This window comes from Francisella persica ATCC VR-331, assembly GCF_001653955.1.
In the GTDB taxonomy this organism is placed as follows: Bacteria; Pseudomonadota; Gammaproteobacteria; order Francisellales; family Francisellaceae; genus Francisella; species Francisella persica.
Genome location: NZ_CP013022.1, coordinates 390,491 through 408,930, shown reverse-complemented (window position 1 = coordinate 408,930; position 18,440 = coordinate 390,491). Strand labels below are relative to the sequence as shown.

The following is an 18,440-nucleotide window of genomic DNA, read 5'->3' as shown; positions in this document are numbered from 1 at the left end:
CGCGCAATTATGCCTTCTGTGGAGGTGTCCAATTATTAAAACCTAGAATTATGTCAGTTTTTTATGTTCTAAAATCTGGCATTTTTCTTCAATATTCACTTCAATACGAACTTTTGTGAATTTGTTTGAATACTTTTGTATAAGATCAATGAGAATATTTTTAGCAAAGAATGATGATGTGCTTATTTTCAAAATACCAGATGAATCTTTACTAAAAGACTCTGCTAAATAGCGAATATTGTCACTTTCATTTTGTAATAGTTTTGCAATAGTTAAACAAAAGTTTACTCTCATGAGTTAAAGATAGTGAGCGTATTGTCCTATTAAGTAAGTCCACTTTTAGTTCTTATTTCTAATTGCTTAACAGTATTGGGGCTCACAGCAGCTTTTGTAATCCCTAGTGCTGCAGTATTAGTCATTACATAGTTGATAAAATATTTAAAATAAACTTATATGATATTTTTATGTTTATTCATTGTTAAATAAGTCTAAACCTGTGTCAATATATAGATACATTGTAAAATATATTTTTTGATTTGCTATATCTTTATACTTAAATTTTCTCGAAAAGATTAAATATGAAAACTTATAAAATTATAATTTTACTAACATATATAAGCATAGCTAGTACATATGCTATAATCAAAATCCAGCTTTACCTGATGTTGCTAGAGAATTTGATCTTTCATCAAGAGCGGTTGAATGGTTGGTAAGTAAGTATATTTTTATTGAGCTTGTACTAGGCCAGGTAATTTATGGATCAATCACTAAACGTTATGGTGATGTTGTAACTTTAAGATTGTGGATGTTGATTAATTTAATTGGTATACTAGTTTGTTTGCTTGGAGGGTATTTGCTGAATATGGTTTGTGGAATACTATGACTATCATTGGTATTGTTATATGATATTTGATAGTTGCTAAGATAGTAAATAAATATAATAGTGAAAGCATTTTGATCATAGCACTAGTTACAATGATGAGTTTGCTTATATTATTATTTGTAGTATAGCTTGTTGGAGCTGTTACGCCATGTAGATTTTTTGTGTTGATGACATTGATGTACTTTAAAAGCAATTTGTATATATCCTACAGCTTCGTATTTGGCTTATAATGCTATTGAGTGTTCTAGTGCGATGAATTTTGTAAATATGTTAACTGGAGTAGTAAGGTTCTCTATAATGGGCTATTTACCATTACAGTATGTTTGGAGCTTTATTTGTAATATGTATAGTTTTACCTTTAATATGCTTAATATTGATAGCTAGAATTTGACTACAAAGATAAAATTGCATCTATGATCTAGCTATCAAAAATCTAATATAGTAAAATTTTCTTAAGAGATAAGCTTAGAGAAAACAATGACTTCTTTAGACAAAATCAATAGTTATTTTGAAAGTAGTATTCAGGCTAAAATAGAGACCGCTAATGCATTACCACCAGCTATAGTACAAGCTGCAAAAGCGATAGTTTCTTGTCTAGAAAATGGTGGTAAGGTGCTAGTTTGTGGTAACGGCAGCTCTGGAGTTATCGCTCAGCATTTTAGTTCTAAACTATTAAATCACTTTGAGATGGAGCGACCTCCTCTTCCAGCAATAGCTTTGACAGGAGATGTTGCAACAATTACAGCTGTTGGCAATTACTATGGGTTTGAACAAATTTTTGCAAAGCAAGTAGCTGCTCTAGGTAATGAAGATGATATTTTATTAGTTATCACTACTAGTGGTGATTCTGAGAATATTCTTAGTGCTGTTGAGGAGGCTCATGATCTGGAAATGAAAGTAATAGCACTAACCGGCGGTAGTGGCGGTAGGCTTCAGAATATGTATAATGCAGATGATATTGAGCTAAGAGTGCCATCAGATAGTATAGCAAATATTCAAGAAAATCATTTTCTCATAGTTCACTGTTTATGTGATATTATTGATCAAAAATTATTTGCAGGCTTAGAAGATTAGTATAATGATGTTTAAACTAATAACTAAAAATCTATGTTTACTAATAGTCATGTTTAGTTTATCAGCATGTGGGATTATTGAACCATATACAGCTCCTGTGCAACAAGGTAAAGAAATAAAAAACAAAAAGCTTTTTGAAATTAAACCAAACATGACAAAAAGTGAAGTTACTTATATTCTTGGTTTTCCAGATATCATAGATACTTTTAATCCTAAACAATACATTTATATAAATACTTATAAGAAAAATATGCAAGATACTCAGTTTAGTGAATCAAAACTAATATTAACCTTTAATAACCAAGACAGGCTAGTAGGTATTTCTGGTAACTACGCACCGCCAACTAAGGATCCTGTATTCTAAAACTTAAAATAATTACCGTAATATAAATAACACTCAAAAAAGATGATAAATCTTGGCGAAATTTACTGATTAAGCAGCTGTTGCAAGAGCTTTTATTTTAGCGCTTAAACGAGATTTATGTCTAGCGGCTTTGTTATTATGGATTAAACCCTTAGTAGCATACTTATCTAGTATAGGAACAACCTTAGCAAAGTTTTCTTTTGCTGCTTCCACATCGCCTTTTTCAATTGCGTAAGCTGTTTTCTTTAACAAAGTTCTCATCATTGAACGACGCGCAACATTGTGCTGACGATTTCTTTCAGCTTGAATAATTCTCTTTTTTGCTTGTTTTGAGTTAGCCAATTTAATTCTCCAGTTTTAATTTTTTAACTTTTTATAGCCATAAGTTTCTCTAAGGTGATATGTGAGAAACACAAATATATAAACTAATAACTGGAGTATTTTGCATATATTGTACATTTTTGTCAACAATATTTTGTAGTATAATTGACTAATAATTTAGTTATTTAAATATCGCAATCACTACATTTTAAATTTGTAGCATAAGGTATACGGATTTATTAAAATAAACAATTACTTTCTAATAGTAACAAGAGCTAAATATTATGAAAAATATCAGAAACTTTTCGATAATTGCTCATATTGACCATGGAAAATCAACTCTTTCGGATAGATTTATACAAATCTGTAATGGTCTAAGTGAGCGTGAAATGAAGGAGCAAGTGCTCGACTCTATGGATATAGAAAGAGAGCGTGGGATTACGATTAAGGCGCAGTCTGTAACGCTTGATTATACAGCTAGAGATGGCCAGACATATCAGCTGAATTTCATTGATACGCCAGGTCATGTTGATTTCTCTTATGAGGTATCACGCTCATTAGCAGCTTGTGAAGGAGCTTTGCTTGTGGTAGATGCAGCTCAAGGTGTAGAAGCCCAGACAGTAGCAAACTGTTATACCGCTATTGAACAGAATCTAGAAGTTATACCAGTATTAAATAAAATTGATCTACCGTCTGCAGAGTCAGATAAAGTAGCGCAAGAAATCGAAGAAATAATCGGTATAGATGCTACAGATGCAACAAAATGTAGCGCAAAAACAGGTATAGGTGTAGAGGATGTTTTAGAAACAATAGTTGCCAAAGTCCCAGCGCCACAAGGAAGTGTAGAAGATAAATTACAGGCGTTGATTATTGACTCATGGTTTGATAATTATCTGGGTGTTGTATCTTTAGTTAGAATTAGAAATGGTATTATCAAAAAAGGTGAGAAAGTAAAAGTTATGTCAACGGGAGTCACTTATCAGGTTGATAGACTTGGGGTATTTACGCCTAAAATGAAAGATCTAGATCATCTCAAAGCAGGAGAGGTTGGCTTTATCGTTGCTGGGATTAAAGATATTCACGGTGCCTCAGTTGGTGATACGCTCACACATGCACATAACCCAACAGATAAACCTGTACCTGGATTTAAAAAGGTTCAACCTCAAGTTTATGCTGGTATGTTTACCATAAGCTCAGATGATTATCCTGATTTTAGAGAAGCTCTAGAAAAACTAAGTTTAAATGACGCCTCATTATTTTTTGAACCAGAGGTATCACAAGCTTTAGGTTTTGGCTTTAGATGTGGTTTCTTGGGTATGTTACATATGGAGATTATCCAAGAGAGATTAGAACGAGAGTACAACCTTGATTTAATTACTTCAGCACCAACAGTTGTTTATAAAGCTCTTAAAAAAAATGGTGAAATTATAGAGGTTGATAATCCATCTAAACTACCAGAACTAGGAGTAATAGCTGAGATACAAGAGCCAATTGTAAGAGCGAATATTCTCGTTCCAAAAGATTATGTTGGTAGTGTAATTAATATCTGTGTTGAGAAAAGAGGTTCTCAGGTTAATATGAATTATGTTGGGAATCAGGTTTCGATAACTTATGATTTGCCAATGATCGAAGTTGTGTCTGATTTCTTTGATACGCTTAAGTCAATAACCAAAGGCTATGGTTCGCTAGATTATGAGTTAATTCGTTATGAATCTGCAGATATGGTACGCTTAGATGTACTTATAAATGGTGACAAGGTTGATGCTTTAGCAAGTATTGTACATAGAGATCAAGCTAAATATAAAGGTAGAGAACTTGTTGAGCGTCTAAAGGAACTTATTCCTAGACAAATGGTTGAAGTGGCGATTCAAGCAGCAATCGGTGGTACTATTATCGCTAGAAGTACTGTTAAGGCATTACGTAAGAATGTCTTAGCAAAATGCTATGGTGGCGATGTTTCACGTAAGAAAAAACTCTTAGAGAAGCAAAAAGAGGGTAAAAAGAGAATGAAGAATATTAGTTCTGTTGAGATTCCTCAAGAAGCTTTCCTATCTATACTTATAAAATAAAATTTATAGATTTATTATGCAAAACAAAAAAGTAATAGTAGGTATATCTGGAGGTGTAGATTCATCAGTTTCGGCTTTGCTCTTGAAACAGCAAGGCTATGATGTAACAGGTGTGTTTATGAAAAACTGGGAGGAAGATGACACGGATGAATTTTGCTTAGCAGAACAAGATATTGCTGATGCTCAAACTGTATGTGACTCTATCGGCATACCTTTCAAAAAGATCAACTTTGCTGCAGAATATTGGGATAATGTCTTTGAGCATTTTCTAACAGAGTATAAAGCTGGTAGAACACCTAACCCTGATATACTTTGTAATAAAGAAATAAAGTTTAAAGCATTTTTAAATTATGTGCATTTACTAGGAGGTAATTATATCGCTACGGGGCATTATGCTCGCACAAGAGTAGCTAATGATGGTTCAGTACAGTTAGTTAAGGGTTTGGATGATAATAAGGATCAAACATATTTTTTATACACACTAGGTCAAGAGCAGTTAAGACAAACAATTTTTCCTATAGGCGGTGTTGAGAAATCTAAAGTGCGAGAACTTGCAAAAGAAAATAATCTTGTGACATTTGATAAAAAAGATAGTACGGGAATTTGTTTTATTGGTGAGCGTAAGTTTAAAGAATTCTTGTCTAAGTATCTACCTTCTCAAAAAGGTGAAATCCACGATGAAAACGGTATCAAGATAGGTATGCATGATGGACTGATGTATTATACAATCGGTCAAAGGCATGGTCTTGGTATAGGTGGTGTAAAAGATCGTCAAGAAATACCGTGGTTTGCGGCAAAAAAAGATTTAGAAAATAATGTTTTGATTGCTGTGCAAGGTCATGATCACCCAATGCTATTTAAGCAGTCACTACAAGCTATAGGACTAAGTTGGGTAGCGGATATGGCTCCAGCAGCTAAGTTTAGATGTTCGGCAAAAATTCGCTATAGACAAAAAGATCAAGATTGTGAAGTAGAAGTAAATCGTGATGGCTCGGTTAAAGTAACTTTTGATCAGCCACAAAGAGCAATCACACCAGGACAGTCAGTAGTATTTTATGCTGATGATGTTTGTCTAGGTGGTGGAGTAATTATTTAGAACTATTTTTACTTTTTATTTTATTGTCACTTGCTAAAGTTGCTTTAGGTATATCTGCAGTATTAGCTTGTATAGTTTGAGCAGTTTTTGTAGCAGCCTGTATTGTGCTACCACTATTAGCATTATATTTTTGGTTGACAGGAGTTTTTATTATATTCCTAACGCTACTACCACTTGCTAGTGTAGCTTTTTTATCTTCGTGCTGTTCATTTACTTTTGTTATTAGATCTTTATCTAATGCTGCGACACTACTTGCAATATCTTGGTGAGTATAACCAGTATCTTTTTTGCCATTGTCGACAACATCTTTGAGATATTCATCAACTTCTTTTTTAACATTAGTCTGACTCTTCATAATATTACTTTGCATGAATTGAGCTTCATGAACAGTATCAATAGTCATGTGTGTATATAAATACTCTGGATCAATAATAAATGGTCTAAGCTCAGTACTATACTCTTTCTCTAAACCAGGGAAATCGACAGTATACGCAACTTTTATGCGCTTCTTACCTTCTTTATCAGTAACAACCATCGCTACCAGATTTGAATTTATTTCATACTCTTTTCTAACAAGGTGATATTGTTGTTTTCTATCAAGGACAATCTGTCTAATCGGAGTTGCATATACTTTTTTAGTTTTAATCGGTTTATTGGCCGTAGTAATACCAGCTTTTTGTAGCTCTGCAATAGTGTAGCTTCCGTAGTTATCTTTAGCAAGTCTAAGATCTATTTCTATCATCTTAGCTAAAACATATTCCCTAAATTCGCGTGCTTGCTTTAATGTAAATGCAAGACAAGTACCAGTATCATTCTTTTGGAAACAGCCATTTCTCTTATCAATTAGAACGAAAAGTTTTTGTGTCTTATCATAATAGAGCTGATAATCAGGATAGTTTTTACCATGACCTAAATAAACGAACTCGTCGTTAGATAGCATACCACATGACGCTATAATTATGCTCAGTAATGATATTAAAGATATTTTTTTGAATATATTGCGCATACTAAATCCATGATTTGATAGTAGAGTTACAGGATATAATTCTTGCGTAATGCTGCTAAAAAGTAAAGTCTTGATTATATAAAAATAATCAAAAATCAACGTATAGTATTTTCTTGCATTAGTTTTTTATACTTTTTCTCTATCATTTTGCGTTTTAGTGAACCAAGATGATCAAAAAAAGTTATACCATTAAGGTGATCTATCTCATGTTGGATACAACGCGCTAGAAAGCCATCTTTCTCAATCTCAATTTCATCACCAAATTCATTAAGAGCCTTTATCTTGACTGTAGTGGCTCTATTTACCTTTGCGGAAATACCAGGAAATGAAAGACAGCCCTCTTCATCAATTATTTTACCACTTTGCTCAATTATTTGAGGGTTAATGATAGTGATTATTTCAGGATTTTGTTTTTCTAAGTTATCGTACATGATAAAGAATCTTTTTTTTATACCAACTTGTATCGCTGCAAGCCCGATACCGCCAGCTTTTAACATTAGTTCACGCATCTCAGCTATGGTTGTGCGTAAATCATAGTTGATTTCATCTTTTGTGACTTCTTTAGCAACCTCTCTTAAAACTTGGTGAGGGTACTTTAGAATTTCTAAAGACATATTTATACTCCTTGTTCTAATATATCTTTTTTCATCTGTGCCATAGTTATAGCAGCTTGGACGGAGTATCTACCCTTATGACCTTTTTTGCCACCAACTCTTTCTAAGGCTTGCTCTTTGTTATGGGTGGTTAATATACCAAAAATTACTGGTAAATTATATTGATGCATAACTTTTTGTGTGCCATAACTTACTTGATCGCAAACATAATTATAGTGGTCTGTTTCGCCACGGATTATACAACCTAGTAGCACTATTGCATCAAATTCTTTAGTTTCTGCTAGTAGTTTTGCTGCATATGGAAGTTCAACTGCACCAGGGACTTTTTTAATGCAAATCTGACTATCTTTTAAGCCTTGGGCATATGCTTCTTCTAGGGCACCTTCAAGCATTTTTTCAGTTATTAAAGAATTAAATCCACTTGAAATGATTGCTAGTTTTCTCATAATTTATGCCTATATTCCTTTAATTGTGTGTTTCATTTTATCTTTTTTAGTCATTAAATAATTTTTGTTGTGAGAGTTGACAAAAGCTTCACAAGCTACAGCTTCAGCTTGTATCCCAACTATTTCAAGAGCAGAGATTTTTTTTGGATTATTAGATATGAGTCTGCAATTATCAATTTTGTTATATTTTAGTACTTGAATAGCAAGATCATATTTGCGGGCATCAACAGGCAGTCCCAGAGCAACATTTGCTTCGATTGTATCCATATTCTGGTGCATTTGCAGGTTATAAGCTTTAAGTTTATTTGTTAGACCAATACCGCGACCTTCCTGGTCTAGATATATTAGATAACCACCTTCTTGACTTACCATTTGCATAGCTTTTCTTAATTGAGCTTGGCAGTCACAGCGCAAAGAGCCAAATAAATCACCAGTTATACATGAAGAGTGCATTCTTACTAGCGGCTTTTCACTATTAGTAGTTTTAGAAAGTACAACTACTTCTTCACCATTGAATTTATCCCTATAAACTGTTATTTCAAGCTCACCAACATGATCAAATGGAATAGTAGAACTAGCAGCTTTTTCAATAAAGATTTCTGTAGCTAGGCGATATTGATAGATTTCTGCAATCGTTAAAAGAGGTAAATCATACTTTTTAGCAAATGCTTCTAACTGAGGAGCTTTCATCATTGTGCCATCTTTATTCATAAGCTCACAAAGTACACCAGCACTGTTAAAACCACTTAGTTTCATAAGATCGACAGTTGCCTCGGTGTGACCATTTCTACCAAGTACGCCTTTATCATTGGCGATAAGAGGAAATATATGGCCAGGTCTAGCCAGTTCTTCTGCTTTAGCATCAACTTTTGATGCTACTTGTATAGTGTGTGCTCTATCTTTTGCTGATACTCCGGTAGTTACACCTTCTTTAGCTTCTATAGTTATAGTGAAAGGAGTAGTAAAAGTGTTATTATTTTGATCAGCAGCTACCATTGGAGTTAGATTTAACTGGCAAGCTTTTTTTGAATCCATTGCCAAACAAATGATGCCACTAGTGTGCTCAAGCATAAAAGCAATATTTGCTTTTGTAGCTTTTTGACCTGGTAGAATTAGATCGCCTTCGTTTTCTCTATAGTAATCATCAAGTACAACTACAGGTTTACCTTGCTTAAGAGTTTGTATGGCATTTTCAATATTACTTTTTATTTGTTTAAACATTTTCTTTAAATCCTTGTATATATTTGTAGATATATTTACATGTTGCATCAGCTTCAAGATTTACTATAGAACCACTAGTATAGTTTTTTGTTATAGTGACCTCAATAGTGTGTGGTATCAAAGTCACAGTAAATGAATCTTTAAGTACATCTATTACAGTTATACTCATGCCATCTATAGCTACAAAACCTTTTTTTACTAGGTATTTTAGAAATTCTTTAGAAGCAGAAATTTCGATTAACCATGCGCCACCAACATTATTAATATTTTTGATTTGCCCTGGCTCATCAACATGACCTTGTACCATATGTCCACCAACATAATCACCATAGCGCATTGCAAGTTCAGTATTTACTAGTTGCTTCTCCTTTAGGTTATCAAGGTTAGTTTTTTTAAGTGTCTCTAGTACGGCATTAAAATTTGCTGTTAAATTTTGCTTATCAAGCGCTGTAACAGTAAGACAAGTACCATTAATTGCGACACTATCTCCAATGTTGCATTTAAGACTATTTTCAAATTCGATACAAAAAGTTTTTAGACTATCTTTAGCTATTATTTTTTTAATTGTTCCTAGTTGTTGAACTATACCATTAAACATTAACATTTTCCTTAAAACAAGAGTTTATTATTATGTCCTCGCCCATAGAGACTTGATTGAAGCTTAACTGTTGTTTAGGGTTGTAATCAGCTATTATTACCGGAGCTAAGTATGTATAAAACTCATTAACAAGCTTTTGGCTGGTAAAATTAAGCAAGGTTTTATTGCCTCCCTCAATAAGTAGGCTAGTTATACCCATGTTGCCCATCTTCTCAAGCAGACTATCTAAACAAAGCTGATTTTGACTTTGTGGTAATAACCAATACTCAATACCAAGCTGATTAAGCTTGGTTACTACTTTCGTAGAGATCTTTGAGCAAACAAAAATCGTCTTGGCATGACTTTGATCTAAAACTTGCCAATGATGATTTATAGTTGTGAGATGATTAGATAGTATAAACCTGGTTGGATGCTTTATTTTGTTAATATTTATTCTTACATCAAGGGTTGGATTATCATCAATTAAGGTTTGCTTGCCAATTAAGATAGCATCACAAATATTGCGTAACTGGTGAGTGTATATAAATGCTTGGTGTGAACTTATTTTTTTTTCATCATTACCATTAACAGCTATTTTACCATCTAATGACATTGCCCATTTTGCATAAACAAAAGGTTTTTTGGTTTTTTGGTAGTGAAAAAATATTTTATTTAATTCTTGTGCTTGTTTCTCTAGCAAACCGATTTCAACTGTTATGCCAGCATTTCTAAGTTTGTCGACACCTTTGCCAGCAACTTTTGGGTTTGGATCAAGTGTAGCAATAATTACCTTTTTTATACCAACATTAATAATAGTATCTGTGCAAGGACCTGTTCTGCCTTGGTGACAACAAGGTTCAAGGGTGACATACATAGTAGAATTTCTAGCTTGTGTACCAGCTTTGGCTATGGCATATACTTCGGCATGAGCCTTACCAGCCATAGCATGCCAGCCTTCTGAGACTATAGCACCATTTTTTACTATTATGCAACCAACTATTGGATTAGGTGACACTGTGAGTCTACCTCTATTGGCTATAGTGAGTGCTTGTTGCATATAATATTGATCGATATTTTTCATTTACCCATTTAATTTTCTACAGTTAGGGCAGGTTGAGAGTAAACCAATCTCTACAGTTAGAGTAGTAATATCTTGATTATAATTTTACTCAATCTTCTTTCATCCAGACTATAACTGTCGGCTTTGGATTTTCACCAAATCTGCTTGTCCTTTCTATTTCATATTAGAAAGTGCTCGCGGGCTTCTGCTAAAAACAGTTACCGCCGGTAGGGAATTCCGCCCTGCCCTGAAGATTATTTTATTAGTATAGCAAGATGGATTCTAAAAATAAATTATATTAACAGTGAAATTTGGTCAGTATACTCTTTATTTGCTTGATATCGCAGCTATTTAAAGGTGGTTAGTGTTTTAATAATTTATGCTAGTAGTATTGATAGAGTTAGAGCCTAAGTTACTTTACCAGACATATAATTTTGTTAAATAGTATTGATTTCAAGACTATGTTATAGTACTAAAGGTATTATTTGGTTATTTACTTTTTGTAGTGGCAATCCATCTAATTTAGAGATAAAAAATCTAGATTTTTAAATATCCCTTTTGCTTGATATTTGGGCGTGGCTATTTCAATGCTATTGACTGAGATATCAATAAAGAAAATCTTTTTAGAGAATAACTTGATTATAACCTGGGCAGGGCTAAGAGGAGGAGTCTCAATTGCACTATACTTATCAAATACCTCTTGAGCGTAGAATATTTCATATTTTTCGTTAATTTATTTATAGCTGTATTACTTTCAATATTGTATACAAGGAATCTCTTTTAGAAAAGTGCTTGAAAAAATATATATCAGAAAGGCTTAGTTTGTATCACAATACATTTCTTTAAGATGGCTATTAAAGAAGTTAAAAGCTTGTCCATAATCATACTTATCAGTAATAACATCAATATTATACCCCTTTGGGTTTATGGTGCTTATTCTAAAGCTTGAGCTAATTGTGTTTGTGATTTAACTTTGATTGTTAACCAGCTCTTACAACTAAATGCTTCTGGTAATTTGCTATAATTAAGTTGAGTAATATAATCATAGCTTGGATTGGGATCTAATTCTAGAGATCTTTCAACAGTAAAGCTATCACATTGTTCACACGTAATGATAATATGGGTTTACATCATATCTAACCATAACACCAATATATATTAAGGATTAGCTGGTGTGAGCCTTCACCTGTGATTAAGGTAGTTCTAGAACCATGGTTGTGGGATAAGGCAACTCTCCTAAAGCCGCAGGAGTAGCCAGCCTAACGATATGATCTGTACTTACTATAAAAGGCTAATTTGGTTATATAAAGTTACATATTTATCAGTTAGTATATATTGTGTGGTTGGGACTTTAGTATACTCAGTTTTATAAATCTATAGCAGGTACTTCTTGTATGAGCTTGTCTTAAGGTAAGTAGACATTTTGAAGTAGCTATCTTTTATTTTAACGAACACTAGTGCAAGGTTTATGACCTTGTCTAAATCTAGATTATTGGTAAAGCCAGAAGTATTAAAGTCTGACTATAAAGCATCGCCTAGGTTTATTATGATATCAGTAGCTTACATACTGCAGTTTTTGGATCTAACAATTAACCAGCATAAAAACCTACATAATTATTACTGATGCTCAGATATTACACTTTTATCATGAGGCATTATGGCAAAAGGAATATTTAGCTTTTCGATTAGCTTGATTGCTTTATGTGTCAAGCCAAATCTATTAAGTTTAATAGCGGTTAGTGCTACTTTTTTTAGCTTGTTTAAGCTTAGCAATTAATAATCACAAGCTTGTTGTAATTGTGTTAATCACTAGTGAGCTAATGACAATTAGGATCTATAGGCGCCTTATCTGTGACTGGTTTTTACTATCATCTAGGGATATAGAAATATATGTAGGTTTACGCTGTTTAAATCCCTCAGCAATTACGCGATTAATTTATCTACTAGCATTATCTGGAGTTATAACTGTAGATACGCAAGTAGCTTGAGTTGATATGTTAAAGAAGTTACCAATAGAGTGTTATGAACTTACTTTACTTTTAGCGAAATTCATATCACTTGATTAACCAATAAGGTGAAATACTACAATATTTTCAGCTTTTGAACCCATCACACCATTTAATTTATGGAGCTAAGTTCACTAACAGCATAAGTAGTTGAAAGAATTGCTGCACCTTTTACTCGAGCAAAACCATAAGCTGCATAATTAGCATTTAGTTTCTGTAATTTAGGATTATTGACTAGGGTGCTATCTATAGCAAATTATAAATCTCTAGGCACACAAAAAGAATGGGTGATTCCTAAATCTACAAGTCTTGCAACACCATATTCAGCAACATTAGTAGCATTTTTGCTAGTATCAAAAAAAATCTCCAGTTATATATCTTTCCATACTCTCCTTTCTCCTTAAACAAAACAACTCTTAGAATTGTTTTTATTAAATTATTAATAGCAACCAATATTTACCTGAGTCGTGCTGAGAAGTGAAATTAGAAGTTATTATTTGTTGAAAACATATTTTTCGACTATTTCTCCACCGATTAAATGTTTTTGGATAATTTCTTCTAGGACTGCAGGAGTGATACCAGATATTATCAGGATGAACTACCGCTATGGATCCATTTTGACAGATCTTAGACAGTATGTTTTGTTCTATAAGTATATGGCCATTTTGTGATAGATTTAACTCTTGGAGTCTCTTTTTTTTAAAAAAAAGTATTCTCATGATTTTAGTGAAATACATCTGGCACAGCATAAGAAGATAGTTTTTGGATATTGTTTAAGCGTAATTTTGTCACTTTGGCATTTATTAGTATTATCCCTATGATTTTTTGCTAAATAGATTTAAAATTATTAGTGAAATATTAACAAATATGGAGATAAAATGGAAAATAAAATTTCCAATACAACACTAGAAAAATTAGCTCAAGCTTATCTAAAGGATATTAAGAGTAAGAAACGTTGGCGCTTTGTCACGCGATTAATAATTATCTTAGCCCTGTTACTGATAGTTCCTAGTTTATTTAGTTCTCTAGAAAAATTTGCGCCGCACATAGCTTTAGTAAAAGTTAATGGAGTAATTGCTGAGGATGCTGAAGCTAATACAGAGAGGATCAATAAAAGCCTTGATGATGCTTATGCAAATAAATTAGTAAAAGGTGTAATCATTGAGATAAATAGCCCTGGAGGATCGCCTGTACAGTCTGATGAGATATACTCTCATATGCAATACTTACAGCATAAATATCCAAGTATCCCTATGTATGCTGTATGTACTGATGTTTGTGCTAGTGGTGGTTATTATATCGCTGCTGGAGTAAAAGACATCTATGCTAACAAGATGACAATAGTTGGTTCAATAGGAGTTATTGGTAGTAGTTTTGGTTTTACAGGGCTTATGGATAAGTTAGGTATTGAGCGTAGAACATACATCTCAGGTAAAAACAAGGATTTCTTAGATCCGTTTTCTCCACAAAAGCTACAACAGACAAAACAATTTAAAAAACTTCTTGATGAAACTCATCAGGTGTTTATAACAGCAGTTAAGAACTCTAGAGGTGATAGGCTAAAAGATAAAGCTATGGATACAACTTTCTCAGGCGAACCTTTTAGTGGTATTCAAGCAAAGCAAATGGGTTTGATAGATGGTTTTGCTTCGGTTGATCAACTTAGGCGTGAAAAGTTCAATAATATTAATATTATCGACTATACTCAACCCCCTGGTTTTTTAACAGAAGTATCACAGAAACTAGGCAATAGTCTTTATTATAAGGCCATCTCAGAAACTAGCTTTAGCCTAAAATAATTGTTTTAAGTATTGAAACACACAATAACCATGATTATAATCGTATATTGTATTATGTGTTATAACTAAACAAACAAGGAAGAAAAATTATGAGAAAAACTATACTAGGAGCAATAATCGTTGGTGGTTTAATGGTATCTACAACTACAGCTATGGCTGGTGGCGTAGGTTTTGCTAATGTGCAAGATATTTTTGAGACTTCTCCTCTTGGTAAAGCAAAAGTAACAGCTGATGAGAAAAAACTTAAGCCACAAATGGATCAACTTAAGCAAAACATTACTACTTTACAAGAAAAAGTAAATGCATACACACAAGAAAAAGGTGATGTTCAAACAAAAAATGCTCAAGCTGCTGATAAGGTAGAAAGTCAAGATAAGCAACAAGTTCAAGCAGATCTTGAAAAAGCTATGAAAGACTACCAAAATCTAATGAATCAAGTTCAAAAAATGGCTTCTGATGATGCTGATGCATTTAAAGATGCTTTAACTAAAGCTTCTGCACAAGTTGCTAAAGAGAAGCAGTTTGATGCTATTTTGCCTGCTGAAATGAGCCTATATAATGTTGATAGTATCGATGTTACTAAAGATGTTATAGCTAAGATGCAATAATTTTCAAAACAATATATCAATTTTTTTTCTAAAACCCTTTTAGGTTAATCCAGTCAAAAGCTGCTTTTTTTTATATCTAAAGCTATGTATAATCTAGTTCAGATATTAAAAATAATTAAACAAAGACTATGATTATGGAAAATTTAGGCTATTTTGTATCACAAAATTTACTGTTTTGTTTATCTTTTATTTTGTTACTAGCTATTTACATACTTTTTGAGCTGACTCAAACTAAAAAAGCGCAATTTACTTTATCTGTTGTTGATGCTGTCATCACTGTCAATAAAGGCAGAGGTATTTATCTAGATGTACGCGATCAGGAGAGTTTTAGTAAGGCACATATTATAGGTGCACAAAACATTCAGTTTGACGAAATTGCAATAAAACACAATAAGCTTTCTAAATATAAAACTAAGCCAATAGTTGTATATGGAGATAATGCCGAAAAAGCTATGCAACAGTTACATAAGGAAGGTTTTGAGCAGGTTTTTTTACTTAAAGGTGGCTTAGCAGCATGGCTACAAGCTAGTTACCCAGTTAAATCATTGTCAAAGTAAAATATTATAAAAAATATTAAGGATCATAAGTATGGATCAGCAAGCACAACCTCAATTTCAAATCCAAAAAGTATATGTCAAGGACATTTCTTTCTCTATTCCAAATTCTGATAAAATATGGACTACAAATTGGAAACCTGAACTTCATACAGATCTAAAAGTTGAGGCTACTAAACTTCCGGAAGAGAACACTTATGAAACAGTTTTAACTCTTGAAGTTAAGGTTGAGAATGATGGTATGGTTGCTTTTGAGGCAGAGGTTAAACAGGCTGGTATTTTTACAGTTGCTAATATGCAAGAAGCTCAAATTGAGCACGCTAAAAAAGCATTTTGTCCAAATATTCTTTACCATTATGCGCGTGAAGCAATTTCAGATTTAGTGATTAGTGGTGGATTCCCGCAGCTATGTTTATCTGCAGTAAATTTTGATGTGATGTATCAAGACTCATTGAAAGAGTCAGCAGATAACAAACAACACTAAGAAATTAATAGGAGTTACCAATATGAGTAAAGAAAAAGCTCTAGAATCAGCCTTATCACAAATTGAGAAACAATTTGGTAAAGGCTCTATCATGAGGCTAGGCGATCAAGAAGCTGCTCATGATATTGATGTTATACCTTCAGGTATTATTGCTCTTGATGTGGCACTAGGAATAGGTGGATATCCAAAGGGTAGAATTATTGAGATATATGGACATGAATCATCAGGTAAAACAACACTGACGCTTTTAGCTATTGCACAGTGCCAAAAGCAAGGTGGCACAGCTGCCTTTGTTGATGCTGAGCATGCGTTAGATCCAAAATATGCTAAGCTTTTAGGTGTCGATGTTGATAATCTGATTGTATCACAGCCAGATACAGGTGAGCAAGCTTTAGAGATTGCTGATATGTTAGTGCGTTCTGGAGGAGTTGATATTGTGGTAATTGACTCCGTTGCGGCGCTCACACCAAAAGCTGAGATTGAAGGTGATATGGGTGACTCACATATGGGTTTACAAGCAAGATTAATGTCACAAGCACTAAGAAAGCTTACGGCGAATATTAAACGTTCAAATACACTAGTAATATTCATCAACCAAATTCGTATGAAAATTGGTGTGATGTTTGGTAACCCTGAAACTACAACTGGTGGTAATGCGCTTAAATTTTACTCTTCGGTAAGACTTGAAGTTAGGAAAGGTGGCAGTATTAAAGATGGTGTAGATGTCAGTGGTAATGAGATAAAAGTTAAAATTGTCAAAAACAAAGTTGCACCACCTTTCAAACAAGCTGACTTTGAGCTTATTTATGGCGAGGGTATTTCTCTTGAGGCTGAACTTATTGATTTAGGTGCTAAGTATGGCATTATTGAGAAATCTGGTGCTTGGTATAGCTATAAGGGCAAAAAGATTGGTCAAGGTAAAGAAAAGTCAAAAGAGTATTTAAAAGAACATACTACTGAACGTGATGAAATTGAAAAAACTATTTTAGAACTTTTACTCCCAAATAAATACGCTAACAAAGATGCTAATGACAACTCTAAAGAAGATTCTAAAACCAAAGTTAAAGTAAATCCAACAGCTACTCAAGATGACCTCATCTAAAGAAAAAGACTATCTTCTTTACTTACTTTCAAAGCAAGATTATTCACGCAAACAACTTTTTGATAAACTTACTTCACGCGACAATATTTCTCTAACTGAGGTTAATAGTCTTTTAGATGAATTTGAGCAAAATAAATGGCTATCTGATGAAAGGTTTGTTCGTATCTTTATAAATAGTGAAATTGCCAAGTTTAGAGGTAAGAAACGTATTATAAACACAGCAGTTTATCAAAAAGGTTTATCACTAGAGCTGGTTGAAAGTTGTCTTGAGGGTCAAGAAGTAGATTGGTTTGAGCTCTGTAAGCGATGCTTGAGTAAAAAGTATAAAGATATCAATAAATTACAAGTAGATTTTAAGCTTAAGCAAAAAGCTATAAATTACTTGATATATAATGGTTTTGACTTTGATGAGATAAACTTTGCCCTTAAGCAAAATTAGTCAAATTTGAGTAGTTCAAAAGTGTATGATTAGTTTGGTTTGTGGCTTTTGATGATAATTTCTCAAGCTGTTTTTTATAAAAAAATAGCAAAAAATTATTTTAAATACTTATAACAACAGCATTTTTACTGTAAGCTGTAATAATGAGTAGCTATAAAGAATATAGGAGTTAAAATGGCTAAAGGAACTGTAAATAAGGTTATTTTGCTAGGTAGATTAGGTAATGATCCAGAAGTTAGAACTACACAAAATGGTACTGTTGTAACAACTTTAAGTATCGCAACTAATGATGGTATGGGAGAGAATATAACTACAGAATGGCATAGAGTTGTTATATTTGGTAAATCTGCTGAGACTATCCAAAGGTATGCAAATAAGGGTACACAGATTTTTGTCGAAGGTCGATTACGCACGAATAAGTGGCAAGATAAAAACGGTAATATGCAATACACAACTGAAGTAGTTGCGAGCAATTTTCAATTTATTGGTGGTGGTAGTTCTCAAGGAGGAGCAAATTACCAAAATACATCCAGCTTCAATCAGCAATCAAATAATAACTTTAACCAAAATCAGCAGCAACCACCAAGGCAAGATAATATGCCTGATTTTGCAGAAATTAATTCATCTGACTTTGATGATGATATTCCATTCTAGTTTTTGACAAAATACTCATTACTAAAAATACTATACCAAGGTGTTACTATCTTCTAGATTAGT

The 18,440-nt window shown here is 33.1% G+C and carries 19 protein-coding genes and 1 riboswitch; of the genes, 11 read left to right on the top strand and 8 right to left on the bottom strand.

Annotated elements, in window-relative coordinates; translation table 11 throughout:
• Positions 1-48: 48 nt before the first annotated feature.
• Positions 49-294, bottom strand: coding sequence for a hypothetical protein (locus tag FSC845_RS09945; RefSeq protein ID WP_227806623.1), 246 nt, complete (start codon positions 292-294; stop codon positions 49-51).
• A gap of 1,066 nt (positions 295-1,360) precedes the next feature.
• Between FSC845_RS09945 and FSC845_RS02040 the strand changes: the two genes are divergently transcribed.
• The gene (locus FSC845_RS02040; RefSeq protein WP_064461554.1) at positions 1,361-1,957 is read left to right on the top strand and encodes a D-sedoheptulose-7-phosphate isomerase; all 597 of its coding nucleotides are present in this window, start codon (positions 1,361-1,363) and stop codon (positions 1,955-1,957) included.
• A 7-nt stretch (positions 1,958-1,964) separates the two neighbouring features.
• Positions 1,965-2,321, top strand: coding sequence for an outer membrane protein assembly factor BamE (locus FSC845_RS02035; RefSeq protein ID WP_082343474.1), 357 nt, complete (start codon positions 1,965-1,967; stop codon positions 2,319-2,321).
• A 69-nt stretch (positions 2,322-2,390) separates the two neighbouring features.
• Here FSC845_RS02035 and rpsT read toward each other — a convergent pair whose 3' ends face one another.
• The gene (gene rpsT, locus FSC845_RS02030; RefSeq protein ID WP_064461552.1) at positions 2,391-2,663 is read right to left on the bottom strand and encodes a 30S ribosomal protein S20; all 273 of its coding nucleotides are present in this window, start codon (positions 2,661-2,663) and stop codon (positions 2,391-2,393) included.
• 263 nt (positions 2,664-2,926) lie between these two features.
• Between rpsT and lepA the strand changes: the two genes are divergently transcribed.
• Together lepA and mnmA are read left to right on the top strand one after the other, a co-directional pair.
• A complete protein-coding gene (gene lepA, locus FSC845_RS02025) occupies positions 2,927-4,711 on the top strand; it encodes a translation elongation factor 4 (protein WP_064461551.1) in 1,785 nt (594 codons plus the stop codon).
• A 16-nt stretch (positions 4,712-4,727) separates the two neighbouring features.
• Positions 4,728-5,807, top strand: a complete 1,080-nt coding sequence (mnmA, locus tag FSC845_RS02020; RefSeq protein ID WP_064461550.1) for a tRNA 2-thiouridine(34) synthase MnmA — start codon at positions 4,728-4,730, stop codon at positions 5,805-5,807.
• Here mnmA and FSC845_RS02015 read toward each other — a convergent pair.
• From FSC845_RS02015 to ribD, 6 genes are all read right to left on the bottom strand, one after another.
• Positions 5,800-6,813 (bottom strand): FTN_0109 family protein, encoded by a 1,014-nt coding sequence (locus tag FSC845_RS02015; RefSeq protein ID WP_064461549.1) that lies wholly within the window; start codon positions 6,811-6,813, stop codon positions 5,800-5,802. The two genes, mnmA and FSC845_RS02015, sit on opposite strands and share 8 nt — an antisense overlap.
• 95 nt (positions 6,814-6,908) lie before the next feature.
• A complete protein-coding gene (def, locus tag FSC845_RS02010) occupies positions 6,909-7,427 on the bottom strand; it encodes a peptide deformylase (protein ID WP_064461548.1) in 519 nt (172 codons plus the stop codon).
• Between the two features lie 2 nt (positions 7,428-7,429).
• Complete coding sequence (gene ribH / locus FSC845_RS02005) at positions 7,430-7,873, bottom strand: 6,7-dimethyl-8-ribityllumazine synthase (protein WP_064461547.1); 444 nt, start codon at positions 7,871-7,873, stop codon at positions 7,430-7,432.
• Between the two features lie 9 nt (positions 7,874-7,882).
• A complete protein-coding gene (gene ribB, locus FSC845_RS02000) occupies positions 7,883-9,094 on the bottom strand; it encodes a 3,4-dihydroxy-2-butanone-4-phosphate synthase (RefSeq protein ID WP_064461791.1) in 1,212 nt (403 codons plus the stop codon).
• Positions 9,087-9,692 (bottom strand): riboflavin synthase, encoded by a 606-nt coding sequence (locus FSC845_RS01995; protein WP_064461546.1) that lies wholly within the window; start codon positions 9,690-9,692, stop codon positions 9,087-9,089. The genes ribB and FSC845_RS01995 overlap by 8 nt, the downstream gene beginning before the upstream one ends.
• Positions 9,685-10,752 (bottom strand): bifunctional diaminohydroxyphosphoribosylaminopyrimidine deaminase/5-amino-6-(5-phosphoribosylamino)uracil reductase RibD, encoded by a 1,068-nt coding sequence (gene ribD, locus FSC845_RS01990; protein WP_064461545.1) that lies wholly within the window; start codon positions 10,750-10,752, stop codon positions 9,685-9,687. The genes FSC845_RS01995 and ribD overlap by 8 nt, the downstream gene beginning before the upstream one ends.
• Positions 10,753-10,839: 87 nt before the next feature.
• A riboswitch (FMN riboswitch) is annotated at positions 10,840-10,990 on the bottom strand.
• A 2,625-nt stretch (positions 10,991-13,615) separates the two neighbouring features.
• Between ribD and FSC845_RS01980 the strand changes: the two genes are divergently transcribed.
• From FSC845_RS01980 to FSC845_RS01950, 7 genes are all read left to right on the top strand, one after another.
• A complete protein-coding gene (locus tag FSC845_RS01980; protein ID WP_064461544.1) occupies positions 13,616-14,536 on the top strand; it encodes a S49 family peptidase in 921 nt (306 codons plus the stop codon).
• Positions 14,537-14,625: 89 nt separating this feature from the next.
• Positions 14,626-15,144 carry an OmpH/Skp family outer membrane protein gene (locus tag FSC845_RS01975; RefSeq protein WP_064461543.1) on the top strand — a complete coding sequence of 173 codons (519 nt, stop codon included), beginning with the start codon at positions 14,626-14,628 and terminating at the stop codon, positions 15,142-15,144.
• Positions 15,145-15,278: 134 nt separating this feature from the next.
• Positions 15,279-15,701 carry a rhodanese-like domain-containing protein gene (locus FSC845_RS01970; RefSeq protein WP_064461789.1) on the top strand — a complete coding sequence of 141 codons (423 nt, stop codon included), beginning with the start codon at positions 15,279-15,281 and terminating at the stop codon, positions 15,699-15,701.
• 31 nt (positions 15,702-15,732) lie between these two features.
• Positions 15,733-16,182: a protein-export chaperone SecB gene (secB, locus tag FSC845_RS01965; RefSeq protein WP_064461542.1), complete on the top strand. Its 450-nt coding sequence runs from the start codon at positions 15,733-15,735 to the stop codon at positions 16,180-16,182.
• 22 nt (positions 16,183-16,204) lie between these two features.
• Positions 16,205-17,284, top strand: coding sequence for a recombinase RecA (recA, locus tag FSC845_RS01960; protein ID WP_064461541.1), 1,080 nt, complete (start codon positions 16,205-16,207; stop codon positions 17,282-17,284).
• The gene (locus FSC845_RS01955) at positions 17,271-17,723 is read left to right on the top strand and encodes a regulatory protein RecX (protein WP_064461540.1); all 453 of its coding nucleotides are present in this window, start codon (positions 17,271-17,273) and stop codon (positions 17,721-17,723) included. Before recA ends, FSC845_RS01955 begins: the two co-directional genes overlap by 14 nt.
• Before the next feature lie 174 nt (positions 17,724-17,897).
• Positions 17,898-18,377 carry a single-stranded DNA-binding protein gene (locus tag FSC845_RS01950; RefSeq protein ID WP_064461539.1) on the top strand — a complete coding sequence of 160 codons (480 nt, stop codon included), beginning with the start codon at positions 17,898-17,900 and terminating at the stop codon, positions 18,375-18,377.
• Positions 18,378-18,440: the final 63 nt, after the last annotated feature.